The organism is Paenibacillus sp. 19GGS1-52 (assembly GCF_022369515.1).
Lineage (GTDB): Bacteria > Bacillota > Bacilli > Paenibacillales > Paenibacillaceae > Paenibacillus_AQ.
In genome coordinates, this window is record NZ_CP059724.1 from 221,572 (window position 1) to 245,497 (window position 23,926).

A 23,926-nucleotide genomic window follows, 5' to 3' on the forward strand; every position below is an offset into this window, starting at 1 on the left:
TTGCCTGTCAGTATACTGCACTTAGGGCCCCTTTGAAAAGCCCGAACAGTAAGAAGAAACGTCTGCCGTCATTAAGGACGATAGACGTTTCTCGTAAAAATAGAAGGATAAGTTATAATGCGCAACATTTAAATTCTTATATTTTAAAAAAAAGAGCCTTCAGCACCACTATAATAGTGGAAATGAAAGCCCTGGTCTGCATTAAGTGATCTTAATGATTATACTTCAAAGTTGTACAGCGGTGTGCTCAGGTAACGTTCACCGTTACTTGGGATAATAACTACAACCTTTTTACCTGCACCGAGTTCCTTGGCAACCTTAAGCGCTGCGAATACAGCGGCACCTGAAGAAATACCTGTCAGGATACCGTCTTCTTTGGCTACACGACGTGCAGTTTCAAACGCTTCATCGTTCTCAACATGGATGATTTCATCATAAATATCCTGGTTAAGAATATCTGGGATAAAGTTAGCACCAATCCCCTGAATCTTGTGTGGGCCTGGCTTGCCGCCTGCCAAGATTGGTGAAGCAGCGGGTTCTACAGCATAGATCTTCACATCTGGATATTGAGCTTTCAGAACTTCACCAGCACCAGTAATCGTGCCGCCTGTACCGATACCAGCAATAAAAGCATCCAGTGGTCCGCCGATAGACTCAATGGCTTCTACGATCTCAGGTCCTGTTGTTTCGCGGTGGATCTTCACATTTGCTTTATTCTTAAATTGTTCAGCGAGGAAATATTCCGGGTTCTCGCTTAGAATTTGTTCTGCTTTCTTAACTGCACCATTCATGCCTTCTGATCCTGGTGTCAGCACCAGTTCCGCTCCGTAGGCACGCAGCAGGTTGCGACGTTCCAAGCTCATGGTTTCTGGCATTACAATAACAGCCTTATAACCCTTTGCTGCAGCTACGAGGGCCAGACCAATACCTGTGTTGCCGCTAGTTGCTTCTACAATTGTTCCACCTGGCTTCAACAGGCCATCTTTCTCAGCCTCTTCAACGATGCTTATAGCAATGCGGTCTTTCACGCTTGAGCCTGGGTTCTGGTATTCCAACTTCAAATAGATATCTGCGTAACCTTCCGGTACCACACGGTTCAAACGGACAAGCGGAGTACCACCAATTAGATCAGTAATATTGTTGACGACTTTAGCCATGAGCAAAAACCTCCTTGAAATAATAAACAGATAGGAATGCGTAACTTGTGACAAAAGTCTTCAGCATATGAGTCCAGGTGTGGAGGAGACAGCAGCTTATCATCTTATGGGGACGACAGATCTTCACCGGGATATTCAACGCCGCAGCGGCCAAGTTATAACGCTGTTCGGCGGTTAAATTATCGTCCGCCGTTAGTTATTTCCGACTAAAACAGTAGGTTTTACATTTAATCTCATATTATCAATCTTGAAGGCCGTTGTCAATATATATTGATGTATCATATTTAGCGCGCAAATCGCTTTCTACTTGTTGTAGAGGAGCCGCTTGACCCAGAGCCAGCTCTTGACGTACCAACGCCCGAATTTCCTTCTGATCCGGCACTTTAGGAGCATTTATATTCTCCAGACGGATGACAGCAAAGTTATCTCCAGTCTGCAGAGGACCTGCTATATCCCCCACATCTAAACCAGCAGCTGTCTTAAGCATCTCTTCCGGCCAAAATGGATCATCTTCCTCCACGGTTCCCAGGCTGCCCCCACGTGGGCGACTTTCTTCATCGATAGAGACTTCTTTAGCCAGAGCAGCAAAATCCTCACCCTGCTCCAGCCGGTCCATGACCTTCTGTGCCTCTTCATAAGTGGAAACCTTAATCATAGAGAGCTGCATTTCTTTTTTTGGACGGAAGCGATCTGCATTCTGCTTTAAATAATCGTCAATATCCGCCTCACTAATCGTGATCCCGACTGTAGCTATAGCCTGAAGCGTCAAACGATACACAGTCTCCTCAAGTACTTCCTGACGGGACAGTCCAAGCTCAGACTGCATTTGCTCATAATACTGCTCTTCTGAACCATACCCTTCCATGGTGCGCTTCAGCTCCTGCTGTACCTCGTTATCCGTAACGATAATTTTCAGCGCCTCGGCTTCCTTATTGACTACGATATGGTTAAGCATGCCCAGCAGTACTTCATCGCCATGCTTTTTTTTCAGCTCATCAACCCATTGCTGATCAGTAACCGGCTGTCCTCCCGCAGTGGCGATATCCGAGGATTCTGCATCTGTTGTATCTCCCTTAAGAATAGCCATGGCACGAAGGCTCCAGAATAAAAAACCCCCAAGTATTAGTGTTGCAACCGCAAGTGTAATAACGGCATTGCGCAGCGCGCGTTCCTGTCTTGTCATCATCACATGGCCCTACGATTTCGCTTGTTCCAGGATAACCTGTAATTCGTCCTTATTGAATACATAAGCCTCGTTGCAAAAATGGCATACAACCTCGACCTCTTCATCTTCTTCAATCAATCGCTCCAGCTCAACCTGGCCCAAACTGATCAGTGTTTGCTCTACTCGTTCGTGTGAACATTGACAAGCAAAATTAATATCCAGTTCTTCTAATACAACCGCATCCGGCAAAAGCAACCGCAACATTTCCTCCAGCTCTAGCCCCTGATCCAATAAGGCGGTGACCGAAGGCATGGCCGCTATAGCCTTTTCAATCTCCGTAATTTCAGCATCCGTAAGTTCCGGAAGAAGCTGAACGATAAATCCTCCGGCGACAATCACAGAATTATCCGTGTCCACTAACACTCCGAGCCCTACTGCGGCCGGTGTCTGCTCGGAAACAGCAAAATAATAAGTAAGATCATCCCCAATTTCACCGGATATAATCGGCACACTACCGCGGTATGGCTCCTTCATCCCTAAATCCTTAATGACATCAATGAAACCATCCGTGCCCACTGCGCCGGCGACATCCAGCTTGCCCAAACTGTTGCTCGGTAAATGAACATGGGGATGATGTACGTAACCCCTTACTTCTCCTAAAGCGTTGGACTCCGCAACAATTTGTCCGATTGGTCCATCGCCCTTGACTATAATGTTCAGCTTCTCCTGGCCCTTGAGCATTGCCCCCATCATGGCCGCAGCAGTAACTGTACGTCCCAGAGCGGCCGTCGCCGTGGGATACGTATCATGCCGGCGCCGTAATTCATCGACCAGTTCTGTTGTGCGAACAACAAAGGCTCTAACTTTACCCTTCAGCGCAGTTCCGCGAATTAGCCGATCCTTCTTTTTCTCCATTGGGTACATGCTCACTCCTATCTCTATGCTCATAATTCTCTTTATCTTTATTTGTTACGGTCATAAATAATGCGTAGGCCTTCCAGGGTAAGCAGCGGATTCACTTCGTCGATACAATCCGTCTCACCCGCAATTAGCGGAGCAAGGCCGCCCGTGGCGATTACTTTTAGCACAGGCGCGTTCATTTCGATCTTAATACGCCTTACAATACCCTCAACTTGACCGGCATAGCCAAAAATAATACCTGCTTGCATCGCATGTACCGTGTTGCGGCCAATAACTTTCTTGGGCTTCTCTAATTCAATCCGCGGCAGCTTCGAAGCCCGTTGATACAACGCTTCTGTAGAAATCCCCAATCCGGGAACAATAGCCCCGCCAAGGTAATTAGCACCTGCATCAATACAATCGAAGGTCGTTGCGGTACCAAAATCAACAACAACAAGCGGACATTTATATTGCTCAATAGCAGCAACAGCGTTAACAATGCGGTCTGCACCTACTTCACGCGGGTTCTCATAGCGCAGATTAAGCCCGGTTTTGATCCCAGGCCCCACCAGCAATGGCTCTCTGCCAATATATTTCACACACATATCAACGATGGTTTGGACTAGCGGCGGAACTACAGAGGAAATAATTACCCCTTCCACATCCTTAAAAGATAAATCCGCCATATGAAACAGATTATGAATCAATACACCGTACTCATCCACGGTAGATTGACGAGCCGTGCTAAGACGGAAGTGGTGCAGCAGCTCACGCTTTCTATATACACCAAGAACGATATTAGTATTGCCGATATCGATGGCAAGCATCATGAGAGAGGACCCTCCTTCTTGGCGTTCAGGTCCAGACTGATATCCAGACTGGAGAAGGAGTAAGTAAGACGGCCCACAGAAATAACATCGACACCCGATTCAGCTATTCCACGCACGCTCTCCAAAGTGACATTACCCGAAGCTTCTGTCTTGATATGCGGTGCCTTGGACTTGATGATACCGACTGCCTTTTTCATCATATCCGTGGACATATTATCAAGCATGATAATATCGGCTCCTGCTGCTAAGGCCTCTTCAACTTGTTCCAAGCTTTCCGTCTCCACTTCAATAGTCATCGTATGTGGAATATTGGCCCGGGCACGTCCTACTGCCTGACGAATACCACCGGCCCCTTTGATATGATTGTCTTTAATCATCACTGCATCATACAAACCGAAGCGGTGATTTGCACCGCCGCCGATCCGGACAGCATATTTCTCCAGCATCCGATGGCCTGGCGTAGTCTTACGAGTATCTACAAGACGTGTCGGCAGTCCATCCAGAGCCTGCACGAATGAAGCCGTCCGTGTCGCCACACCGGAAAGACGCTGCATCAGGTTAAGTGCAAGCCGTTCGCCAGTCAGGATCGCGTGAGTGCTGCCCTCTACCTCCGCGATTACAGTCCCTTTCGTTACAGTCTGACCTTCCTCTACAAGGACCGAAAAGTTCAATGAGGAATCAACAATCTCAAAAACCAACTCCGCTACAGGAATACCGCAGATTACACCGTCCTCTTTGGCATGTATAATACCTTTAGATTCATGACCTACTGCTATCGTTGTACGGGTCGTTACATCCCCGGAACCTACATCCTCACTCAACCAACCTTTGATGGATTGTACCAGCTCTTCGTTATATCCATTAAACATCATCACTTAATTCCTCCACTATTCCTAGTTCGCGAATCTGGAGCAGGTGTTTCTGCCACTGTGCATCATTTCGCGTTGGATAATCCTCACGATAATGCGCCCCACGGCTCTCCTCCCGTGCCAGTGCCGACTCCGTTACCAACAGACAGCAAGTCAGCATATTGGCGAACTCGTATTCCTCACGCTTCGACAAAACGGATCCGAAAATCGGCAGTTGCCGTTTCAATTCCTCTAATCCCTTGGACAGCATCTCTTCGTTGCGCCGCAGTCCAGCATAACGAACCATTACCTTCTGCAGCTTCAAACGTCGTTCCACAATTGCTTGTGTTGGCGTCTCAACACGGCCCTCATGGCTACCACCAGAGACCACGTCGCGCCCCAGCGGCGGAAGCTCATGAATCCGTTCAATAATCCGTCTCCCAAATACTAGCGCCTCAGACAGGGAATTACTCGCCAAACGATTTGCTCCATGCAGCCCAGTAGAGGATACTTCACCGCAAGCAAATAGACGGGAGATCGTGCTTTCCCCATTTAGATCGGTCTTAATGCCCCCCATCATATAATGCGCAGCAGGAGCCACCGGGATCCAATCACTCGTAATATCCAGTCCATAACTCATACAGGTCTCATAAATCGTTGGGAAACGGTGCTTCACCATCTCTGCTGATTCATGTGTAATATCCAGATATACAAAAGTTGACTTCGTAAGCTCCATCTCACTCACAATCGCCCGGGCCACGATATCACGCGGCGCAAGTTCAAGCAGCTCGTGGTAACGATCCATAAACTGCTCTCCTTTAATATTGCGCAGCACTGCACCTTCACCACGAACAGCTTCCGAAATCAAAAAACGAGGTGCCCCAGGATAGCTTAACGCTGTCGGATGAAACTGAATAAATTCCATATCCCGAATATGCGCTCCAGCCCGGTAAGCGATAGCCACACCATCTCCGGTCGCTACTTCGGGATTCGTGGTATAGCGATACAGCTGTCCTGCTCCTCCGGAGCATAATATGGTTGCATCCCCCTGAAGAAATAAGCGTCCGCCGCCTGGCCGTTGCAGCAAGGCACCTACACATTCGCCGTTCTCCGTAATAAGATCAATCACATAATGATCGTCCCACACTTCAATATTCTTATGCTCCGCCACCTGCTCTACCAACGCTCGCACAATCTCATATCCGGTAGCATCTCCGTTAGCATGCAAAATACGACGGTGACTGTGCGCTGCTTCCTGAGTTAACGCAAGCACACCGTCTTCCTTGTCGAACAACGTTCCCAACCGAATTAGCTCATGTACACCCTCCGGACCTTCGTTAACCAATGCATCAACAGCAGCCGACGAACATAGGCCTGCTCCTGCCATCAGTGTGTCCTGTCGATGGTACGCCGGGGAATCATCCTCAGCAATAACAGCGGCAATCCCACCTTGTGCGTAACGGGTATTGCTCTCCATCAGCGATTTTTTGGTTATCATAATAACACGCCGATCTTCACTGGCTTTGATAGCTGTAAACAATCCGGCGATACCTGAACCGATGACAATACAATCTGTCTTTACGGTTGGAATATCTCGGAGGTCGAAATCAATCAAATATTGTGGAATCATGACCGCTTTTCACCTGTTTCAACGAAAGAGTAGCGCATGCTACCGGACTTGTAGCATGCGCTCTAGGGAGGTTCTGGCTTTGTCGGCGACAGCGGGCGGAACGTAAATCTGCGGCTTCATTGTCTCCAGGCATTTCACCAGTTTTTTTAAATTATTAACTTTCATATTAGGGCACACGAGAAACTTCGTAGCAAAATGAAATTCCTTGTCTGGACTATCCAAACGTAGCTGATATCCGGTACCGTCCTCTGTTCCGACAATAAACTGGCGACGATCGGATTTCCGGCAATATTCAAGAATCGCTGTGGTGCTGCCTACAAAATCACCCATTGCAACCACCTCAGGACGACACTCCGGATGAACAACAAATTCAGCCTCTGGGTATTTAGCTCTCATTTCTACAACATCTTTAACCGTAAGCATGTCATGAGTATTGCAGTAGCCTTCCCAGATGATCATTTTCTTGCCGGTCTGATCCTGAACGTATTGGCCTAGGTTTTTATCGGGTACCCAGATGATTTCTTCAGCATCCAACGATTCTATCACTCTCACGGCATTGGCAGAGGTACAACATATGTCGGTCTCTGCTTTAATTTCCGCAGATGAGTTGATATAGGTAACAACTTTAGCATTGGGATGTTGGGCTTTGAGCTTGCGCAAACCATCTACATTAACCATATCGGCCATTGGGCAGCCGGCACGTTCATCAGGAATGAGTACGATTTTGTTGGGTGCTAATATTTTGGCGCTTTCTCCCATAAAATGAACACCACAGAATACTATAACATCAGCATCGGTCTCTGCTGCCTTCTGAGCCAGTAAAAAAGAGTCTCCCCGGAAGTCTGCGACCTCCTGAATTTCATCACGTTGATAATAATGAGCCAAGATGATTGCGTTCCGTTCTTTTTTAAGCTCTTCGAGACGTACACGAAGTTCACGATTCTGTTCCTGCTTGCGCTCCAGCGCCAGAGCTTCCACTGATAGTTCTCCCCCTTATGTCTTCGCGGCTTTACGCCGGCGCATTCAGATAAAGTTACAAGTCCCCACGTCGAACAACGAATATGCAGGTTCGCAAATCTTAGTAATATATTAATTAATATATTAATCATTAATGTACACAACGTTCCAGCCTCTGTCAATGTAACCAGGCAAGGACTTAACAGCCTTATAGGTGGTTGAAAGAAACAAAAATCCGGAGAACAGTTGCGTTCTCCGGATAAGCTAGCGCCATTTAATTGATAGGCATATTAGACAAGGCTTCCGCCTCCGTCTTTATTTCCATCATCTGGACCCTTTTCAGGCTCTGAATCCGGTTTGTTCGGAATTCCTTTGGACAAATCTCCCAATGAGGACTGGGTATCATCAGATTTGCCTTGAATACGAACACGTACATCACCGATAGAATCAATTATAGGTTCTCCGGCTTCATGAGTAACGTTCTCGCCTTCCTCTGGTTTACCATCCTCGTTCAGGTAGCCTTGTTCAATCAACTGTGAAATCTGATCAAGTTCCAGCGTTTCCTTCTCAAGCAGAGTATTCGCGATCAAATGCATTTCTTTGGAGTGTTTGGTCAGCAGCTCTTTACAACGTTCATAGCTTGCACTAATGAAGTTCTGCATTTCCTGATCAATCTCATACGCTATGGAGTCACTATAGTTCTGCTCATGCCCAATATCGCGGCCAAGGAATACCTGACCCTGGGATGTGCCGAACTGCATAGGTCCAAGCTTCTCACTCATTCCATATTCCATAATCATGGCACGCACGATACGCGTAGCCTGCTGGAAGTCACTATAAGCTCCTGTGCCGATTTCGCCAATGAATAATTCCTCAGCAACACGTCCACCAAGCAATCCGGTAACCTTATCAAGCAACTCTTGCTTGGTAACAATCATCCGGTCTTCCTTAGGAAGCATAATGACATATCCACCAGCGCGTCCACGTGGGATGATTGTTACTTTATGCACCATATCAGCATGTTCCAAGAAATAACCCGCGATAGTATGGCCTGCTTCATGGTAGGCCACGATGCGTTTCTCACGGTCACTGATAACACGGCTGCGTTTCTCAGTACCTACGATAACACGGTCAATCGCTTCGTCCACTTCTCTCATCGAAATGTCCTTGCGGTTACGGCGTGCAGCAAGCAAAGCCGCTTCGTTAAGTAAATTCTCCAAATCCGCACCCGTGAAGCCAGTCGTACGCTTGGCGACAACGTCAAGACGTACATCTTTAGTCAACGGTTTATTACGGGAATGGACTTGCAGTACGGCTTCACGGCCTTTAACATCAGGGCGGTCAACCGTAATCTGACGGTCAAAACGTCCCGGACGAAGCAAGGCGGGGTCAAGAATATCAGCACGGTTGGTAGCAGCCACAATAATAATACCCTCGTTGCCACCGAAGCCGTCCATCTCAACAAGCAATTGGTTCAGTGTCTGCTCGCGTTCATCATGTCCGCCACCAAGTCCGGCACCACGTTGACGACCGACTGCATCAATCTCATCAATAAAAATGATACAAGGGGCATTCTTCTTGGCATTCTCGAACAAGTCACGTACACGTGAAGCACCGACACCGACGAACATTTCTACAAAATCGGAACCAGATATACTGAAGAAAGGAACGCCAGCCTCACCTGCGACCGCACGAGCCAGCAAAGTTTTACCGGTACCTGGAGGGCCTACAAGCAATACGCCCTTAGGTATACGAGCACCTACAGCAGCGAATTTACGCGGATCTTTCAGGAATTCTACGACTTCGACAAGCTCTTGCTTCTCTTCGTCTGCTCCTGCAACATCCTCAAAGCTAATTTTCTTCTTCTCTTCATTGTATAACCGAGCCTTACTCTTGCCGAAATTCATAACTTTACCGCCGCCACCCTGCGCCTGATTGAACAGGAAGAAAAACAGGATGAACATAATAACCAGCGGAATGATGGATGAAAGGAACGTCAGCCAAATACTGTCCCCTTGCATCTTCTTCTGTGTAAACTCCACGCCGTTAGCATCACTGGCCGCAACCAGCTCATTAAGGGCAGCATCTGTAGGAGGAACATATGTGGAGAAGCTTTTCGATTTAGCATCAGTCGGCAATTCTTTATATTCGCCTGTAACCGCAAAAGCGTTACCTTCAAACTGAACTGTCAAAGTCTTCACATTGTCCTTCTTAAGCTCCTGCCGCAACTCGTCGTATCTAGGGAAATCGGCGGCTTCATTACCATTACTTACAAACTGGACAATGCCCACCACGACTAAAAATAAAATCAAATAAAAACCGGAATTCCGGATGAACCGATTCATCCCCTACCTCCTCTCACAACACTCAAGTTATTGTACCATAGCCTGTTAGGACACCTCAAATAATGAAGGTCCTTGAATTTGATCCGTAGATCCAAGGCTGTCAATATCAATTGGAATAAATCTCAGGCTTCAGCACTCCTACGTAAGGGAGGTTCCGATAAAGCTCGGCATAATCCAATCCATAGCCAACTACGAATTCGTCGGGCAATACAAAACCCGTGTAGCTGGCTTCGAGATTAACCGTACGGCCTGCCGGCTTATCAAACAGGGTAACCACACAAATAGAGGCGGCATTGCGACCCTGAAGCAGCTCAATTAAATAGCTGAGCGTAAGACCGCTGTCGATGATGTCTTCAACGATCAAGACATCACGTCCTTCTACTGGCACATCCAAATCTTTAATGATTTTGACAATACCGGAGGACTTAGTGGATGCTCCATAGCTGGATACCGCCATGAAATCCATCTCCACAGGTACTGTAATGACTTTAACCAAATCTGCCATAAATATAAACGCACCTTTTAGTACACAAATCACTAAAGGGGTACGGCCTGCATATTCAGCGCTAAGCTGTGCACCAAGCTCTCTAACTCTTTGCTGTATTTCTTCTTCGCTGATCAAAATTTCCTGAATATCGTTCTGCAACTTGCGAAACCTCCTAAGTTATTCTATGAATGATTTACTTCGACCATTACGGTTGGCTTACGCTCCCATCCAGTTCTTGGAGAGACAGCAGAAGCACCGAGGTCGTGTGCCGCCCTACTGCGGCATGCATCGAGCGTCTAACACCCGGAATCCAGACGATATTGCCTAAACCATCACAAACGAGGGGAATCACAGAGCGTTCGGAAGAAGGTATTTTGTCATCAATATAAATATCTTTTACCTTTTTGCTTCCGTTTAATCCCATAACCTTTATGGTATCTCCAGGCAATCGGGAACGAATTGTCAGTGGGAAGACCAGTTCATCACTGTCAAACCATGCCGACATCTTCCCGGAGTCCTCCCCCTTTACGAAAAAGCTTTCTCTCTCCAGCACCGCCATCGTCATTACTTTCCCTATTTCGTCCAGCCTCAGCTGGGGATGAGGTAAAGATAACCGATATGTATAGCTTGCCTGCCGCTGTGAGGGCTTGGACGAGAACAAGATTGTATCATATTGCCGCACACAAGTCAGACCTACACCTAAATCCAGACTCCACGTTGTGGGGTAGTCCTGCAGCGTTCCCCGACGCACGGCTTCTATTTTGGGGAAATCGGCAACGGATGAATCCGCTGACAGATAATTTAATATTAGTTTAATCAAACGCCGTTGTAAAGCGGAGGGTATGGCGGCAAATGAAGCCCTGTCAAAGGTATATTTACCATGCACCTTCGAAACTAGCTCTTCAAAGCATTTTGCCGTGGTAACTTCCATAAAATCATCTTCCGCACCGGCAATCTCTGCAAGCTGCAAGAGCGACTGTCTGACTCGGCCATTATACCCTTCCAGAAAAGGAAGAATCTCCAATCGAACCGCATTTCGCTTGTACTTAGTCAGCAGATTGCTGGCATCTACAACATAAGCATAACCCTGCTTCTCGCAAAAATCGACAAGAGCTGTTTTGTTAATACGCAGGAAGGGACGAATGAGTTCCACCTTTTTTTCAGTTCTTTTCCAGCGTATTCCGGCCAGTCCCGAAAGCCCGCTACCGCGCAGCATGCGCATGAGCACTGTCTCCACCTGATCATCGGCATGGTGTGCCAGAGCAACGGAGCGGGCTCCATAACGATGTGCTGTTTCAATCAGAAACTGATAACGCTTCTCCCGGGCCGCCCCCTCCGGTCCAAGGCCACTCTCCTTGATATACGCGGGGATATCGAATACTCCCAGCTCAAAGACCAGTCCCAGTTCCTCAGCTATACTGCGTACGAACTCCGCCTCGTCCGGCGACTCGGGTCTAAACCCGTGGTTCACATGGGCACATATCAGGGTTAACGGCATCCGATTCAAAGATATGTCATGCAAAACACGCAAAAGAGCCACAGAATCCGGACCTCCGGAAACTGCGACTACAATGGTGTCATGAGGTGACCACAGCTCATGCTCGGCTGCTGACTCCTGTACAGACTCCATCAGTCCATTCATTTGCTCCATATGCGGCTTCCTTTCTCGACCGGTCGTTTGCAGAGGGTTTGACCGGTTGGGTCAGCATCTCAGCTGTATGTATTGTTTCAGAAACGAATTACCCAATAAATGGTGAACGCAAGTAAAAATAGCGATAAGGCAAAGGCATTCTTCAGCCAACGAGGGGTGGCCATACTTTCCAGCTCCCGTTTGCGTGTGTTATAGATGTGATTTTTCCAGAGTTCTAAAGCCTCCGCTGAACCGGAGAACCCTCCCTTGAGCGCTAGGCTCAACCATGAGGATAGCTTCTTATCCGGCAAATTCTTAGCCAGTTTAAGCAATTCATCAGTACTTCTCATCTGTGGCAGTTGCAGCGCAGCTTTCTTCAGCCCTTCTTCATTAAGCAAGCGAAGACAGAGCACAGCAAAGGCAAAAAGATCATAATTCTCATCGCCCGTCCGGCTGCCGGCATTCCAAAATCCCCGGTCATGCCATTCTGTAAACTGTTTTACGCTCCGCCCGAGAGGACTGGCACCACCAAAATCGATTAGCTCCGCTTCCCCATAATCGGATACCATAACATTCTCCGGCTTCAAATCACCAAAAACAAATCCACACTCATGCAGTCCCCGCAGCTTATCCAGCAGTTTTAGCCCCACCAGGCCGAGCCACGAAGGACCATTCCTGGATAAAAAAAGGTGCAGAGGTCTGCCTTCCACATAACGCATTACATAAAAAGGAACATTGTTGCCATCCGCAAAATCATCAGCTTCCAGTAAATAAGAAGATAACGGAGATTCCTGGCGGGCGCGATGTTCGTTGCGTTTGCGGCGCGATTGCAGCGAAGTCAGCACATTGATCTCTGATTGCAGATCAAGTGTGTCGTATCCGATTTTTAGCGCGTAGCGCTCCCGTCTTCCCTCTCTTTGCACGAGATATACGGTTCCGTTCGCGCCTCTTCCCAGCAGCCGTTCCACAACATAGCGGTTCCCCCGCCATTTGCCGATGATAACGGTGCCAGCAGGATAGGGCGGATTAGACGACATACCCACCAATCATCCCTTCTCTTTCATCGTGATCTTGGGCCGGATGGCGGTCACGATGTTTATCCAGTGTATCATAACGATAATGTTCAAGCACCTTGAAAATAGCTGGTCCTGTCGGGGTTGCCCCCCTCATCCGCATCCGGGAGAACAGCGCACGAACTCCCGACAGATCACGAGTCCAATCCATATCAAGCATGGCTTCTTCCCCACTGGAGCGACCAGGAAAATGGAATACAGCAATTTCACTGCTGCCTTCTCTGGCTTCCAGACTAAGCGCTAAATCACGGATGGCGTCCTCGACTGCGCCCAGCTTTGGCTTCATGCTCGCACTCGCGTCGATCAGCAATGCGATGCGCAGCGGCGACGTCTCTGTCAATTCATCCACGACAGTTACTACTTGTGAACGCTGAAGCGGAGGCAATGCTTCTAGGGAGCCATCGCCTAATATTTTTTTTACCTCTTTATTAACTGCCTGCTGGATGGTCTGAACCACGGTCTTGCGTGTCATCATCTGCATGGTCTGCGCCAGTTGCGGCGTTCCGACGATCCGACTGATCCCGCCACCCGCTTTGGCAATGTCAGCAATCTCTCTGCTTCCCAGTTCACCGATCGTCCCATAATCAATAACACCAACCACGTTAACGGTGATCCCCTCCTGCAGAGCATGCGCTGCAGCCATCACCGGACTCTCCCCCACATTCGAACAACCGTCAGTAATGAGTAAAATTTGCTTCATGACCCATCCACTCCCCTTTGACTTGGAACCTCTGTTTCTAGCATATCCAGAAATGAGAGATTTCAAACTCTGCTTTTTTGGGGAAAACTTTAGATCAAAACAATTGTGAATTAAGGGGAACTACGAGAAATGTTTGGGCTTACGATCGCTGTTGTCCTCAGATTTCTTGATTGGAACCGCTGCTCGCGGTTGAAATCTGAGGACAAAGGCGAACGCTGACGCTTCTCCAGCACCAAAATTTCTCTACGTTCCGTATATTCACTTCCATATTTGAAATCTAAAGATTACGCCGCTGAGTCAGCAGCTTTTGAAACGGGAGCGGGCAGGCTGAAGGCGAGTTATGGAATTGGACTCGCCGGGTCATGCAGGTACAGCGCTGTGCGCATACAAACCGTCTGACAGGTAGACGATAAGAGATAAACACACTGGGATAAAAGCTAACTAACAATACGCGGGCGATCCATGCGGCCGACTCCCGGCATATGCAGGCTGGACCATTCTGGGTGGAAGTGGTCGAGGCGGCTGACAATAACGGTCATATCATCTTGAATTTCATTTCCCTGATAGCGGATTACTTTGTCCAACAAGCTGTCGGCCATATCCTGAGGATCATCACCTTCCAGCTCCTGGATTAATCGTTTCATCCATATCTCTTTATTAACGGCATATCCGGGCGCATCATAAATACCATCAGTCATCATTATCAAAATATCACCCGGACGCAGCTGCATACTGACCAGATCGACTTCAATCTCCTTAATAATCCCGATAGGCAGATTGCTGGCCGTGATCGGAATGACCTCGTTACCCCGCCGTATAAAACTCGGTGCCGAAGCGATCTTCATAAAGGTGGTCTGCGCCGAATACTGGTCGATCAGTGCCATATCTACGGTGGCATAGAATTCGTCAGGAGAGCGCAGCAGCAGAATGGAATTCACAGACTTTACAGCCAGCTTCTCATCCATACCAGACTGTAGCAGCTTCTCAAGCATACCAAGCGCCGCACTGCTCTCCATTCTCGCCCGTTCCCCATTCCCCATTCCATCGCTGATCGATACGGCAAAGGTGCCATTTCCGAGCTCTCTCGTGCTGTAGCTGTCACCTGACAACATATCCCCGCCTTTGGCGGCACCCGCCACACCCGTATTTACCTCGTATGCCTTTGCCGAGCCGAAGGTGACCATCGATAGACCTTCACGGGGGTGTACAGCTGTTTCAGAAACAACAGCTATATTCTCATCCAGGATATCTGAAAGGAGGGGAGCTATCATTTTGCGGCATTCATCAAAGCCCCTGGTGTAGGCATGTACCACTTCGATTTCTACGCGTCCAGGGTCGAGGCTCATAATCTCAATACTATGGATAGACAAACCAAGTTTCTCCAATGCCTCACGGATTTGGCCTTCCTGACGATACATCGCCTGTCCTTCGCGCTTGATTTCCTTGGCCAAATCCTCCATCACCTGTGACACTCCGGAAAGCTGTTCCGCAACAAATTGACGGCTATCGTATATTTGTCTCTTCCACCGCATATCATGCTGGTAAAGATCATATTGACCTTTCATCATTTCCAGCACTTCTCCTGTTTTACCGCAAATCCGGTTCCACTCTGGGGGAAGCTGAGCAGCTGTAATATCCGGGCACTCCTCTATAGTAGTCATCATATCCGTCATATACCTATAGGTTTGATAAAATTTGGCATCCCAGCAGTGTGATCGCCGGATGCAACTTGAGCAAGCTCCTTCTGTCACCGTGTTCATGAAGCCCTCCATTTCACGGTCCGTTTTACCAGCATCCCCGGCTCGGGAGATCTGGCCGAAGCTGCTGGACAGCTGCTGGAACACCTGCGAAAACTGTGTGACCCGATCTGCGGTTAGATCTCTTACCCTGCGGGCATACTCGTGCTGGGATCGGCTATGGTCCGTTGTGCCCGGTACATATTTGGCAATAGCTGTAATGAGTCCCTTTGGTGTTAGCAAAAATAACAGAACCGCTCCACAGGTCTCCCACGTGGAGGCCATCATCTCCCCTGGACCCGTAAAATAAACAGAAAGAATACTGGACCCTAGCAGCATTCCGATAGATACTGCACCTTTTCTCCCTCCCTGCATCATACCTGCGAGCATTCCAGAGAAGGCCAGTAAGCTCATCTGATAGATCGCGCCGATATCGGCCAAGCTGAGAATCAGCCCCGTAACTACCCCGACAGCAGCACCAAGAGGAGCACCACCAGCCATTGCAAACAGCAGTATCAGGTAGCGGGATAAGATATGCTCTAGAGATAAGCCATTGACACTCCAACCTACAAGACCGGTCATGACAGAAGCCAGTAAAATGATAAGGCAGAGAATTTCCTCGTTTCGTAGCGCACGACTCTTTTGACGATAGGTTAGCAAAGGAAGGGCTTGCAGGAACACCAATGTGAGTACGAATCCAAGCAGAGCATCGAGTGTCATCATCATCAGTGGATACCAAGTAATGGACGGGCCGATGACAACCTGGAACAGGCCAACCATAAAAGAAGACACGAATACCATTAGTGGCGCATAGGCCAAATCTATTCGCTGGAAGGTCTCCAGTCCTTTATAAACTAGAAAGAAAATAATCAACTCTGCAGTGATAACCCATGCGCCAGGGAACGGGGTGAAGAGGCTGCCTGCCACAATAGCTCCGGCGACAGGCAATATAGAATCTCTGCGCAAAAATACAACGACGGCAAAGAAAGCTGCGGCAAAGGGGGACAGCTCGTCCAATATCATGGCTCTTCCTAGCAGGAAACCCATAAAGCTCAGCAGCAGCATCCATTTCTTGGCTGACATAAGCTGAATCCACCGTCGGCTCTGACTCCAGGTCTTCACGCGCACTCCCCAAGCTGATTTCTCATCTTTGTCATTGCTACCTGCTCTTGTCCACTCCGGCAAATTCACCACATTGCTTTTACCCATTCCGCTACACCACCCGTTTGAGAATTTATGGTTCTCATTATAAGCGCACGGTTCTGAGAAAGTTTGTCAAAAACGGAGAGCCAATCCCAAGAAATTTCCGACAAAAAAGCCTGTCCCGACAATACTTGTAAATTCGGGTTTAACCCTTATAGAGCGGTCGGTTGTTCTCTTCTTGAAGCATCCGGCAACCCCACATCATGGAAAGAGATTACAGTCATTCGCCAGCGATTGCCCTAGAGTTATGTGAGAATGAGATGGATGCTGTCGGCAATTTGTCTCGTCCCGACAAAAAAACCGCAAAAGGCGAAATGCCCCAGCGGTTATTTATGGAATTTCAGTATTTAATTAATCACGCTTGGCTCCACGGCCTCCGCGCTTTCCTTCTGTGTTCTTCTTGATCGAAGATATCCGCTCTTCACTATCTTTCAGGAAACGTGACATTTTATCCTCGAATGAAGGTTTACCGGCTACAGGCTTGTTAAAAGCACCACGCCCTCCACGTTCACGATTGAAACCACCGCCACCACCGCCGCCGCCTCCGCCACTTCCGCCACCACCGCCAAAACGATCTCCACCGCTTGGACGTTCAGGTCTTGGAGCTCTGGGAGGACGTACTTCCGATGCCGGCTTATCTACAGCCTGCTTAATGGAAAGTCCGATCTTACCGTCCTTGTCAACGTTGATCACCTTGACTGTTACTACATCACTTATCTTCAGATGATCGTTAACATCCTTGACGTAATTATCGGCGATTTCCGAGATGTGAACGAGACCTGTGACGCCTCCTGACAGATCCACAAATGCTCCGAAATGCGTAATGCCTGTCACTTTGCCCTCTAACTTGGTGCCCACTTCAATTGCCATAGAATAAAATGATCCTCCCTTAAAAATATACAGACGAATATTAAGGTCATCCAGTCTGCGGTGATTTGATTATACAGTAAAGAGGAAAGCAAGGCAACAGAGTGAAAAGCCTGTTTTTGGTCTCTTGATCACTTCGATTGCTCTGTCCGGATAGGAGTTTCGCCCTGCGGGTAGATATTATACCATTTACGCGCCAGTTGACCGATATATTCATCATCATTAAGTCGCGATACTTCGTATTTCAGTTGATTCAAAGATGCCGTAACACTCTCACTGGTTTCCTGCTTCTTAGCCAGTTGGCTACTCTTGTCCGCAATAAGTGCGCTCTGGGCAAAAAAGACATACCCCGCCCAGCCGAAAAATACCGCGATAAAAAGTGTCCATAGGACTCTTCTTCTCTTCGCACCTGCGGCCGAAGATTTACTATTATTGGCCTTCTCTTCCGCAGAGAATCTGTTCATGCAGCGTACCCCCACTTCAAGGTCAGCGTTTCCATCGTTTGGTGATCCATTCTGTGTATCTCCTGATCCAGGCGCTGTGAGCCAGCCGCAATACATGCGGAGAGATCCACCTTACAGGTAGTACCCAAATCGGCTTCGTTAGACGCAACAGCAACTTTAGTATGAATAAAAGAATACGTCCAAGCAACTTCAGCAGTCCCTTAAGAAAACGCCAAAGCCAAAGCAGTGGCACACCTATCAGGATTTCTACAAGTCTCCATAACAATCTGCACGTATACTGAACTGACTGAATTAACATTACCACAAAACGCCGCACCGTAACACTGAAGATCAAAAAATAGATCCATACACCTAGAAAGAGTCCCAGAAAAGCATAAACCCGCAATTGTCCCTGATTCCCTGCGTACAACATGCGGAACACAAGCAAGGCTGCCCATATCCAATACAGCAGATCCAGCATAGCGTTCAACCATTTGGGAAACCGTAATTTCAGTGACAGCACCCGGTAGCTGTCATAGGCCAGTCCCATTGCTGACCCGGCCAGCATCATATAAAGCAGCGTTAGCCACTGGATCGCAGGATTCATTTAAATAGCTTGCCGAGTAAACCTTTATTTTTACCGTGCGATCCGGGATCAAGATAAATCAGAGATTGGATATTGCCCTCAAGTGACAAGATTCCGTTCTCCAGACTTAAGTTTTTGATATGTAAATGATTCCCGCGAATGGTGAGATGGCCAAGTTCTGTACGGAGTAGAAACTCCTCGCTATCAAAGCTCTCTACATTTTGCACACCCGTCAACTCCAACTGCTTACGACTGCGCATGTGCAGATCGTGCTGTTTATTAACCTTTACTGGCTCGGTCATAGCATGTACCCCTCCTTCTTACCTCTAATCTATGGTGGAGGGTAATGTTATAGAACTTTACGGATTTTTTTATAAAATGATAGTTAAACAGCAAAATAAAAAAGCGCGGCTCTACGTAATGTAGAGCTACGCCTTCTTGTACAACCTTAAAGTACTCAAGCTATTTACCAGTCCAGACCGGTGCTTTTGGCAACAGGCTCTTCCCTGAGTAAAGTATACATACCGGCAGCCTCGTCCTTGCGGGTGGTTTCAACTAGCTTTTCCACTTGGACCGTCACGAGCTTTTGACCAAATTGTACGGTAATCTCGTCTCCGATCTTGACTGTACTGCTCGGTTTGGCTTCCCGTCCGTTAATTAACACCCGGCCCTGTTCGGACACATCCTTCGCCACGGTACGGCGCTTGATCAAACGGGATACTTTCAGGAATTTGTCGAGACGCATTAGTTGACAGCTTCTTTAAGTTTGTTCCCCGCCTTGAAGGCCGGTACAGTAGATTCAGAAATTTCAATTGCTTCGCCCGTTTGTGGGTTGCGTCCTGTACGTCCGGAACGTTTACGAGTTTCGAAAGTTCCGAAACCGATCAGTTGAACTTTATCACCTTTTGACAAAGCTTCGGTAATTTCGCCCAAAAACCCGTTCAATACTGCTTCTACTTCTTTTTTTGCCAATCCGTTTTTCTCGGAAATGTTGTTTACCAAATCTGTCTTGTTCATAATTTGAAGTTCCTCCTAGGATACGAAAAAATAAATGAAACGAGATTCACAGCCAGACAATGGCGCAAATCGTCATTTCGTCTTTATGATATTCTTGATGCCATTCTAAAATCCTGCCACAACTCGCCGATTTTTTTAAAAAGAAACTCCTCTTTCTCAAAAATCGCCACTACAGCTCAGGCTCTAGCACTATTACATTATAAACCGCTATCTCCATTTCAAATCAGAGATTTGTGGTAGTGCCTTACCAGCATTGCCCCATCTGGGCAGACATATACGGCTCAAAGAGGATCAGAAGCAAGTTTAGAACAACGGTCTCTATGCCTTCTGCTCCTGGCTCTTGGCTTCCTGCCACAAAGCTTCCATTTCGTCCAGGCTACTATCCTGTACAGATGTTCCTTTTCGCAGCAGACTTTGTTCAATATATTGAAATCGATTGACAAACTTGCGGTTGGTGCGGGTTAAAGCCTCTTCCGGATCTGCTCCAATGAAACGGGCCACATTCGTGGCAGCGAATAGCAAATCTCCCAGCTCCAAAAGCTGCTCATCCTCTGGTGCACCCGTATCAATCGCCTCTTGCAGTTCATCCAGCTCCTCACGAATCTTGGCCAGAACATCACTCACATTGTCCCAATCGAAGCCTACCTTGGAGGCTTTCTTCTGCAGCTTGTAAGCCTTCATCAATGCTGGCAAATCGCGGGGAACACCACTAAGGGCAGATTGTTCCTCTGGCTTTAAGCCCTTGCGGCGTTTCTCCTCTGCCTTCATGCCCTCCCAATTCTGCAGCGCCTCTGTGGCGTCACTGGCACTTTGCTCGCCAAATACATGCGGATGCCGGAAGATCAGCTTATCATTCAGCCCTTCAATCACATCGAACACGTTAAAGGTCCCAAGCTCCTCTTCCATCTGTGAATGGAGCATAATCTGGAGCAAAAGGTCCCCGAGCTCTTCCTTCATATGTTCAGGGTCATCCTCATCTATCGTCTCAAGAACCTCGTAGGTCTCCTCGATCAGATTTTTGCGCAACGATTCATGGGTCTGCTCCCGATCCCAGGGACAACCTTCCGGACTGCGCAAAATATCGACAATTTCATGCAGGCGGGCAAAGGTGCGTTTGCGGATATCCGCAGTACGATTGGCCGGAACATAAACAAGCGACAGATTGCCATAGCCATCCAGACGGTCCAGCTCATACAGTGGTACGGTAATGATCGATTCTTCGTTCTCTACTCCCAAGGCATGCCCAACAATAACCTCATATTCAGGTGGATACAGCTCCATCAGACACAGCTTCGTCTCCGAAGCTGTGAAGCTGTCATACACTTGGCCAATCAGCGTGTGCAGCTCAGGCTGAAGCTGGGAGCTGCGAATGCCGGAAGCATCAAGCAGTTGGAACCCTTCGATGGGATCAAAGCCAAGCCGTACAAACGCCTCATCGAGAAAGCTTTCACCGCCCAGGATCTGCAGCTCTATGCCCTCTCCCGGGCAACGCTGGCGCAGCAGAGAAACTGCGGATTCGGCAACCATGGGATGCCCCGGTACCGCATAGACGATATTCGTGCCCGGCGCAGCGGAACGCGCCTCCTCGATCAATTGTGAGGTTATCGCTTCATATACCTCAGGAAATGAGGATAATGTTTCATACAGCCCATCAAAGGACTGTGATGGAATCTCAAGCTCTGCCAGGGCAGCCATGACCGGATGCTCCTTGGTACGTACATAGACGACGGATGCCGCCTTCAGCTTCTTGACGATGCCTAACGTCAGCCGGTCCGGATTGCCGGACCCGAGGCCAACCACTGTTAATGTTGCGCTCATGCCTGTTCCTCTCTTCCTTGGCGCCCTTAATCGCTCCAAGCGAAAGGCTGCCTTGTAATAATAGATTGTACTACTCGTAATGTAGCCGGTTAAGCCTTATGGAAACAAGCGCAGCTTCTTCAGCTTGTCCGCCAGGGACGGGCCGAAGCCCGGAAGCTGGCGCAGCTCGCTCTCGCTGAGCAGCCGCAGGGCGATCGCACCTACGGCGAAGACTGCGCAGCCCGCAGTAACGCCGAGCAGGCTCTGCGCGAGGCTTGCGGTCCGCCCGCCGCCTAAGCCGGCCGCTGTCGCCGCTAGCCCAGCGCCCCAGCTCGCGGCGGCTGCGGCCAGGCCTAAGCCCGCGAGCAGCAGCGCGGGCTTGGCCAGGGCATCTGCGAAGCGAAGCCGCAGATGGCCTTGGCGGTGCAGCAGCAGCACGTTCAGTGCTGCTGCGAAGAGATGCGCGGCCACGCCAGCCATGGCCGCGCCGGTGATGCCCTGCTGCGGGACGAGCAGCAGGTTCAGCGCCACCTTCAGCGCTGCTGCGGCCAGCAGGTGCAGCGCGGGTGCGCGCACATAGCCCAAGCCCTGCAGCAGGGCGGCGGAGATGATGCTGACCGTACCGCCAGCGGCGGTGAAGGCCAGCCAGGTCATTGTGGTGCTGCCGGCGGTATCGCCGTATAGCGCCACATTAATGGGCACAGCAAGCACGGCGAGACCGACTGCTGCTGCCAAGCCGAGCAGCCAGAACCAGCGCAGCGACAGGCTGCAGCGCGTCTCAATCAGTTGCATATCGCCCTTGAACTTCGCCTCGGCCAGCGCCGGAATGAACACTACGGACAACGAAGTAGCCAGCATGGTTACAATCTGTACGAGTGGCAACCCGCGGTTGTACACCCCAAACTGTGCCATTGCGTCCCCTTCACTTCCAGCGGATGCGGACAACAGACGGGGCACAGTAAATACATCTACCAAGCCAATAAGTGGCACAGCCAGCGCACCCAGCATCACGGGAACCCCATAGGCCAGCAGCTTACTGGCCTTCACGCTTCCGCTCCGTCCGGTTGAGCCCACTGAGTCAGCAGCAGTAGTAACATACACTCCCGGCCTTATAGCCTCTGTTGCGGCTGCGATCTCTGCTCCAGCTCCTTGCATGCTGCCGCTACGGCGGTAACGCCGCCAATACAGCAGCATAACCAGCAGCCCTGCTGCCCCGCCACCAGCCGATCCGAGCAGTGCACCAGCAGCGATACTCTCCGCTCCGGCACCCTGTGAAGTCAAATAAAGTAGCAGTCCAATCATCACAGCAACACGCACCGACTGCTCAACAATTTGCGACACTGCTGTAGGCACCATATTATGCAGTCCTTGAAAATAACCACGCAGTGCGGCCATCACCGGAACAAAGGCCAGCCCCCACGCACTGCTCCGCAGTGCAGGCAGCACATGCGAGTTCCCGACCCAAACGGCAATAATTGGTGCACCCGTATAAGTAAGGACTCCGATGACTAAACCGCTAATGCCCGTTATTCCCGCAGCTAGCAGCAATACCCGCCGCCCCTCCTCATCGCGTCTTCCAGCCGAAGCTTCAGCTACGAACTTGGATATGGCAGTAGGAAGCCCCAGCATGGCTACCGTTACAAGGATCGTATATAGAGGATAAACAGTGTTATAAATACCGAATACGGCATCGCCACCCAAATTCTGCAGCGGGATTTTTTGCAATGTACCAATCAGCTTGGAGATTATGGCTGCAGCACTAAGAATAAATGCCCCTTGCAGCAATCTGGAAGCCTGAGTTGTGGATTTCATAAATATACCTGCTCTACTGCTAGAATAAGATGAATTTCTATATTATAACGTATGTACGCCCCAGACAACAAAATCCCCGCCTCCCTTTGTCCATCATACCAAAGGAAGGCAGGGTCCGTAGTGCAAATAAGATATTACTGCTCCATCTGCTTGCCAAGGAATGCAGCAGCCGTTTCAGTCATTTTAACTTCCATTTGTGACATTTTCACCGAATCATCTTTATTCAGCATTACTACACAGCCAATAGGATCTCCGCCGGAAATGATGGGTGCGGCCACATAGGAGGATAGTAGTTCCTGATGATCTTTACCAAGTTCGTAGCTGCCACCGTTCGTTTCCAGTACCGTTTTCCGGCCATCCATCACTTTCTCCAGCAGCACGCCCACTTGTTTATCCAAATAATCCTTCTTGGAACCGCCAGCAAGTGTAATAAAGGTGTCACGGTCCGCAATCATTGTAATATGTCCTGTACTTTCGAAGAGTGACTCTGCATACTCTTTGGCAAAATCTCCCAATTCCCCGATCGGGGAATATTTCTTCAGTATGACTTCACCATCGCGATCGACGAATATCTCCAGTGGATCGCCTTCTCGGATGCGTAAGGTGCGTCTGATTTCTTTGGGGATCACCACTCGTCCGAGATCATCAATACGGCGTACAATTCCAGTAGCTTTCATTTCACATGTGCCCCGCTTTCTAAAGAAGTTTAGTCCAACTACTGTTCAATATGGGAAAGAATACTC

Annotated in this window: 22 protein-coding genes; all 22 read right to left on the minus strand. The window is 48.9% G+C overall.

All coding sequences use genetic code 11. The features are described from left to right. Positions 1–218: 218 nt before the first annotated feature. The 22 genes from cysK to spoVT all read right to left on the minus strand — a co-directional run bounded on the left by cysK (position 219) and on the right by spoVT (position 23,860). Entirely contained in the window at positions 219–1,157 is a 939-nt protein-coding gene (gene cysK, locus H1230_RS01050; protein WP_154122726.1) for a cysteine synthase A, read from the minus strand. Between the two features lie 241 nt (positions 1,158–1,398). Next, positions 1,399–2,343 carry a peptidyl-prolyl cis-trans isomerase gene (locus H1230_RS01055; RefSeq protein ID WP_239713839.1) on the minus strand — a complete coding sequence of 315 codons (945 nt, stop codon included), beginning with the start codon at positions 2,341–2,343 and terminating at the stop codon, positions 1,399–1,401. A gap of 9 nt (positions 2,344–2,352) precedes the next feature. Continuing rightward, complete coding sequence (hslO, locus tag H1230_RS01060; protein WP_239713840.1) at positions 2,353–3,237, minus strand: Hsp33 family molecular chaperone HslO; 885 nt, start codon at positions 3,235–3,237, stop codon at positions 2,353–2,355. 47 nt (positions 3,238–3,284) lie between these two features. Next, positions 3,285–4,052, minus strand: coding sequence for a type III pantothenate kinase (locus H1230_RS01065; protein ID WP_154122723.1), 768 nt, complete (start codon positions 4,050–4,052; stop codon positions 3,285–3,287). Further along, entirely contained in the window at positions 4,049–4,924 is an 876-nt protein-coding gene (gene nadC / locus H1230_RS01070) for a carboxylating nicotinate-nucleotide diphosphorylase (protein ID WP_239713841.1), read from the minus strand. Before nadC ends, H1230_RS01065 begins: the two co-directional genes overlap by 4 nt. Beyond that, the gene (gene nadB / locus H1230_RS01075) at positions 4,914–6,530 is read right to left on the minus strand and encodes an L-aspartate oxidase (protein ID WP_239713842.1); all 1,617 of its coding nucleotides are present in this window, start codon (positions 6,528–6,530) and stop codon (positions 4,914–4,916) included. Before nadB ends, nadC begins: the two co-directional genes overlap by 11 nt. Before the next feature lie 39 nt (positions 6,531–6,569). Beyond that, positions 6,570–7,508: a quinolinate synthase NadA gene (gene nadA / locus H1230_RS01080; protein ID WP_239713843.1), complete on the minus strand. Its 939-nt coding sequence runs from the start codon at positions 7,506–7,508 to the stop codon at positions 6,570–6,572. A gap of 269 nt (positions 7,509–7,777) precedes the next feature. Further along, positions 7,778–9,832, minus strand: a complete 2,055-nt coding sequence (gene ftsH, locus H1230_RS01085) for an ATP-dependent zinc metalloprotease FtsH (RefSeq protein ID WP_239713844.1) — start codon at positions 9,830–9,832, stop codon at positions 7,778–7,780. A 106-nt stretch (positions 9,833–9,938) separates the two neighbouring features. After that, positions 9,939–10,478, minus strand: coding sequence for a hypoxanthine phosphoribosyltransferase (gene hpt / locus H1230_RS01090; protein WP_154122719.1), 540 nt, complete (start codon positions 10,476–10,478; stop codon positions 9,939–9,941). Between the two features lie 46 nt (positions 10,479–10,524). After that, positions 10,525–11,970, minus strand: a complete 1,446-nt coding sequence (gene tilS, locus H1230_RS01095; RefSeq protein ID WP_239713845.1) for a tRNA lysidine(34) synthetase TilS — start codon at positions 11,968–11,970, stop codon at positions 10,525–10,527. 77 nt (positions 11,971–12,047) lie between these two features. Then, positions 12,048–12,986: a serine/threonine protein kinase gene (locus tag H1230_RS01100; RefSeq protein ID WP_481857108.1), complete on the minus strand. Its 939-nt coding sequence runs from the start codon at positions 12,984–12,986 to the stop codon at positions 12,048–12,050. Further along, positions 12,976–13,722 (minus strand): vWA domain-containing protein, encoded by a 747-nt coding sequence (locus H1230_RS01105; RefSeq protein ID WP_239713847.1) that lies wholly within the window; start codon positions 13,720–13,722, stop codon positions 12,976–12,978. Before H1230_RS01105 ends, H1230_RS01100 begins: the two co-directional genes overlap by 11 nt. A gap of 437 nt (positions 13,723–14,159) precedes the next feature. Next, positions 14,160–16,667 (minus strand): stage II sporulation protein E, encoded by a 2,508-nt coding sequence (spoIIE, locus tag H1230_RS01110; protein WP_239713848.1) that lies wholly within the window; start codon positions 16,665–16,667, stop codon positions 14,160–14,162. Between the two features lie 345 nt (positions 16,668–17,012). Further along, positions 17,013–17,531: a S1 domain-containing RNA-binding protein gene (locus H1230_RS01115; protein WP_239713849.1), complete on the minus strand. Its 519-nt coding sequence runs from the start codon at positions 17,529–17,531 to the stop codon at positions 17,013–17,015. A gap of 128 nt (positions 17,532–17,659) precedes the next feature. Further along, the gene (locus tag H1230_RS01120; RefSeq protein WP_239713850.1) at positions 17,660–17,992 is read right to left on the minus strand and encodes an FtsB family cell division protein; all 333 of its coding nucleotides are present in this window, start codon (positions 17,990–17,992) and stop codon (positions 17,660–17,662) included. Between the two features lie 22 nt (positions 17,993–18,014). Next, on the minus strand, positions 18,015–18,578 hold the full coding sequence (gene yabQ / locus H1230_RS01125; RefSeq protein WP_239713851.1) for a spore cortex biosynthesis protein YabQ: 564 nt from the start codon (positions 18,576–18,578) through the stop codon (positions 18,015–18,017). After that, positions 18,575–18,859 carry a sporulation protein YabP gene (yabP, locus tag H1230_RS01130; protein WP_239713852.1) on the minus strand — a complete coding sequence of 95 codons (285 nt, stop codon included), beginning with the start codon at positions 18,857–18,859 and terminating at the stop codon, positions 18,575–18,577. The genes yabQ and yabP overlap by 4 nt, the downstream gene beginning before the upstream one ends. Positions 18,860–19,023: 164 nt before the next feature. Continuing rightward, on the minus strand, positions 19,024–19,302 hold the full coding sequence (locus tag H1230_RS01135; protein WP_239713853.1) for an RNA-binding S4 domain-containing protein: 279 nt from the start codon (positions 19,300–19,302) through the stop codon (positions 19,024–19,026). Further along, complete coding sequence (locus H1230_RS01140; RefSeq protein WP_239713854.1) at positions 19,302–19,574, minus strand: HU family DNA-binding protein; 273 nt, start codon at positions 19,572–19,574, stop codon at positions 19,302–19,304. Before H1230_RS01140 ends, H1230_RS01135 begins: the two co-directional genes overlap by 1 nt. A 318-nt stretch (positions 19,575–19,892) precedes the next feature. Further along, the gene (gene yabN, locus H1230_RS01145) at positions 19,893–21,392 is read right to left on the minus strand and encodes a bifunctional methyltransferase/pyrophosphohydrolase YabN (RefSeq protein WP_239713855.1); all 1,500 of its coding nucleotides are present in this window, start codon (positions 21,390–21,392) and stop codon (positions 19,893–19,895) included. A 96-nt stretch (positions 21,393–21,488) separates the two neighbouring features. Further along, positions 21,489–23,183 (minus strand): putative polysaccharide biosynthesis protein, encoded by a 1,695-nt coding sequence (locus tag H1230_RS01150; RefSeq protein WP_239713856.1) that lies wholly within the window; start codon positions 23,181–23,183, stop codon positions 21,489–21,491. Between the two features lie 134 nt (positions 23,184–23,317). Then, positions 23,318–23,860, minus strand: a complete 543-nt coding sequence (gene spoVT / locus H1230_RS01155) for a stage V sporulation protein T (protein WP_154122706.1) — start codon at positions 23,858–23,860, stop codon at positions 23,318–23,320. Between the last annotated feature and the right edge of the window lie 66 nt (positions 23,861–23,926).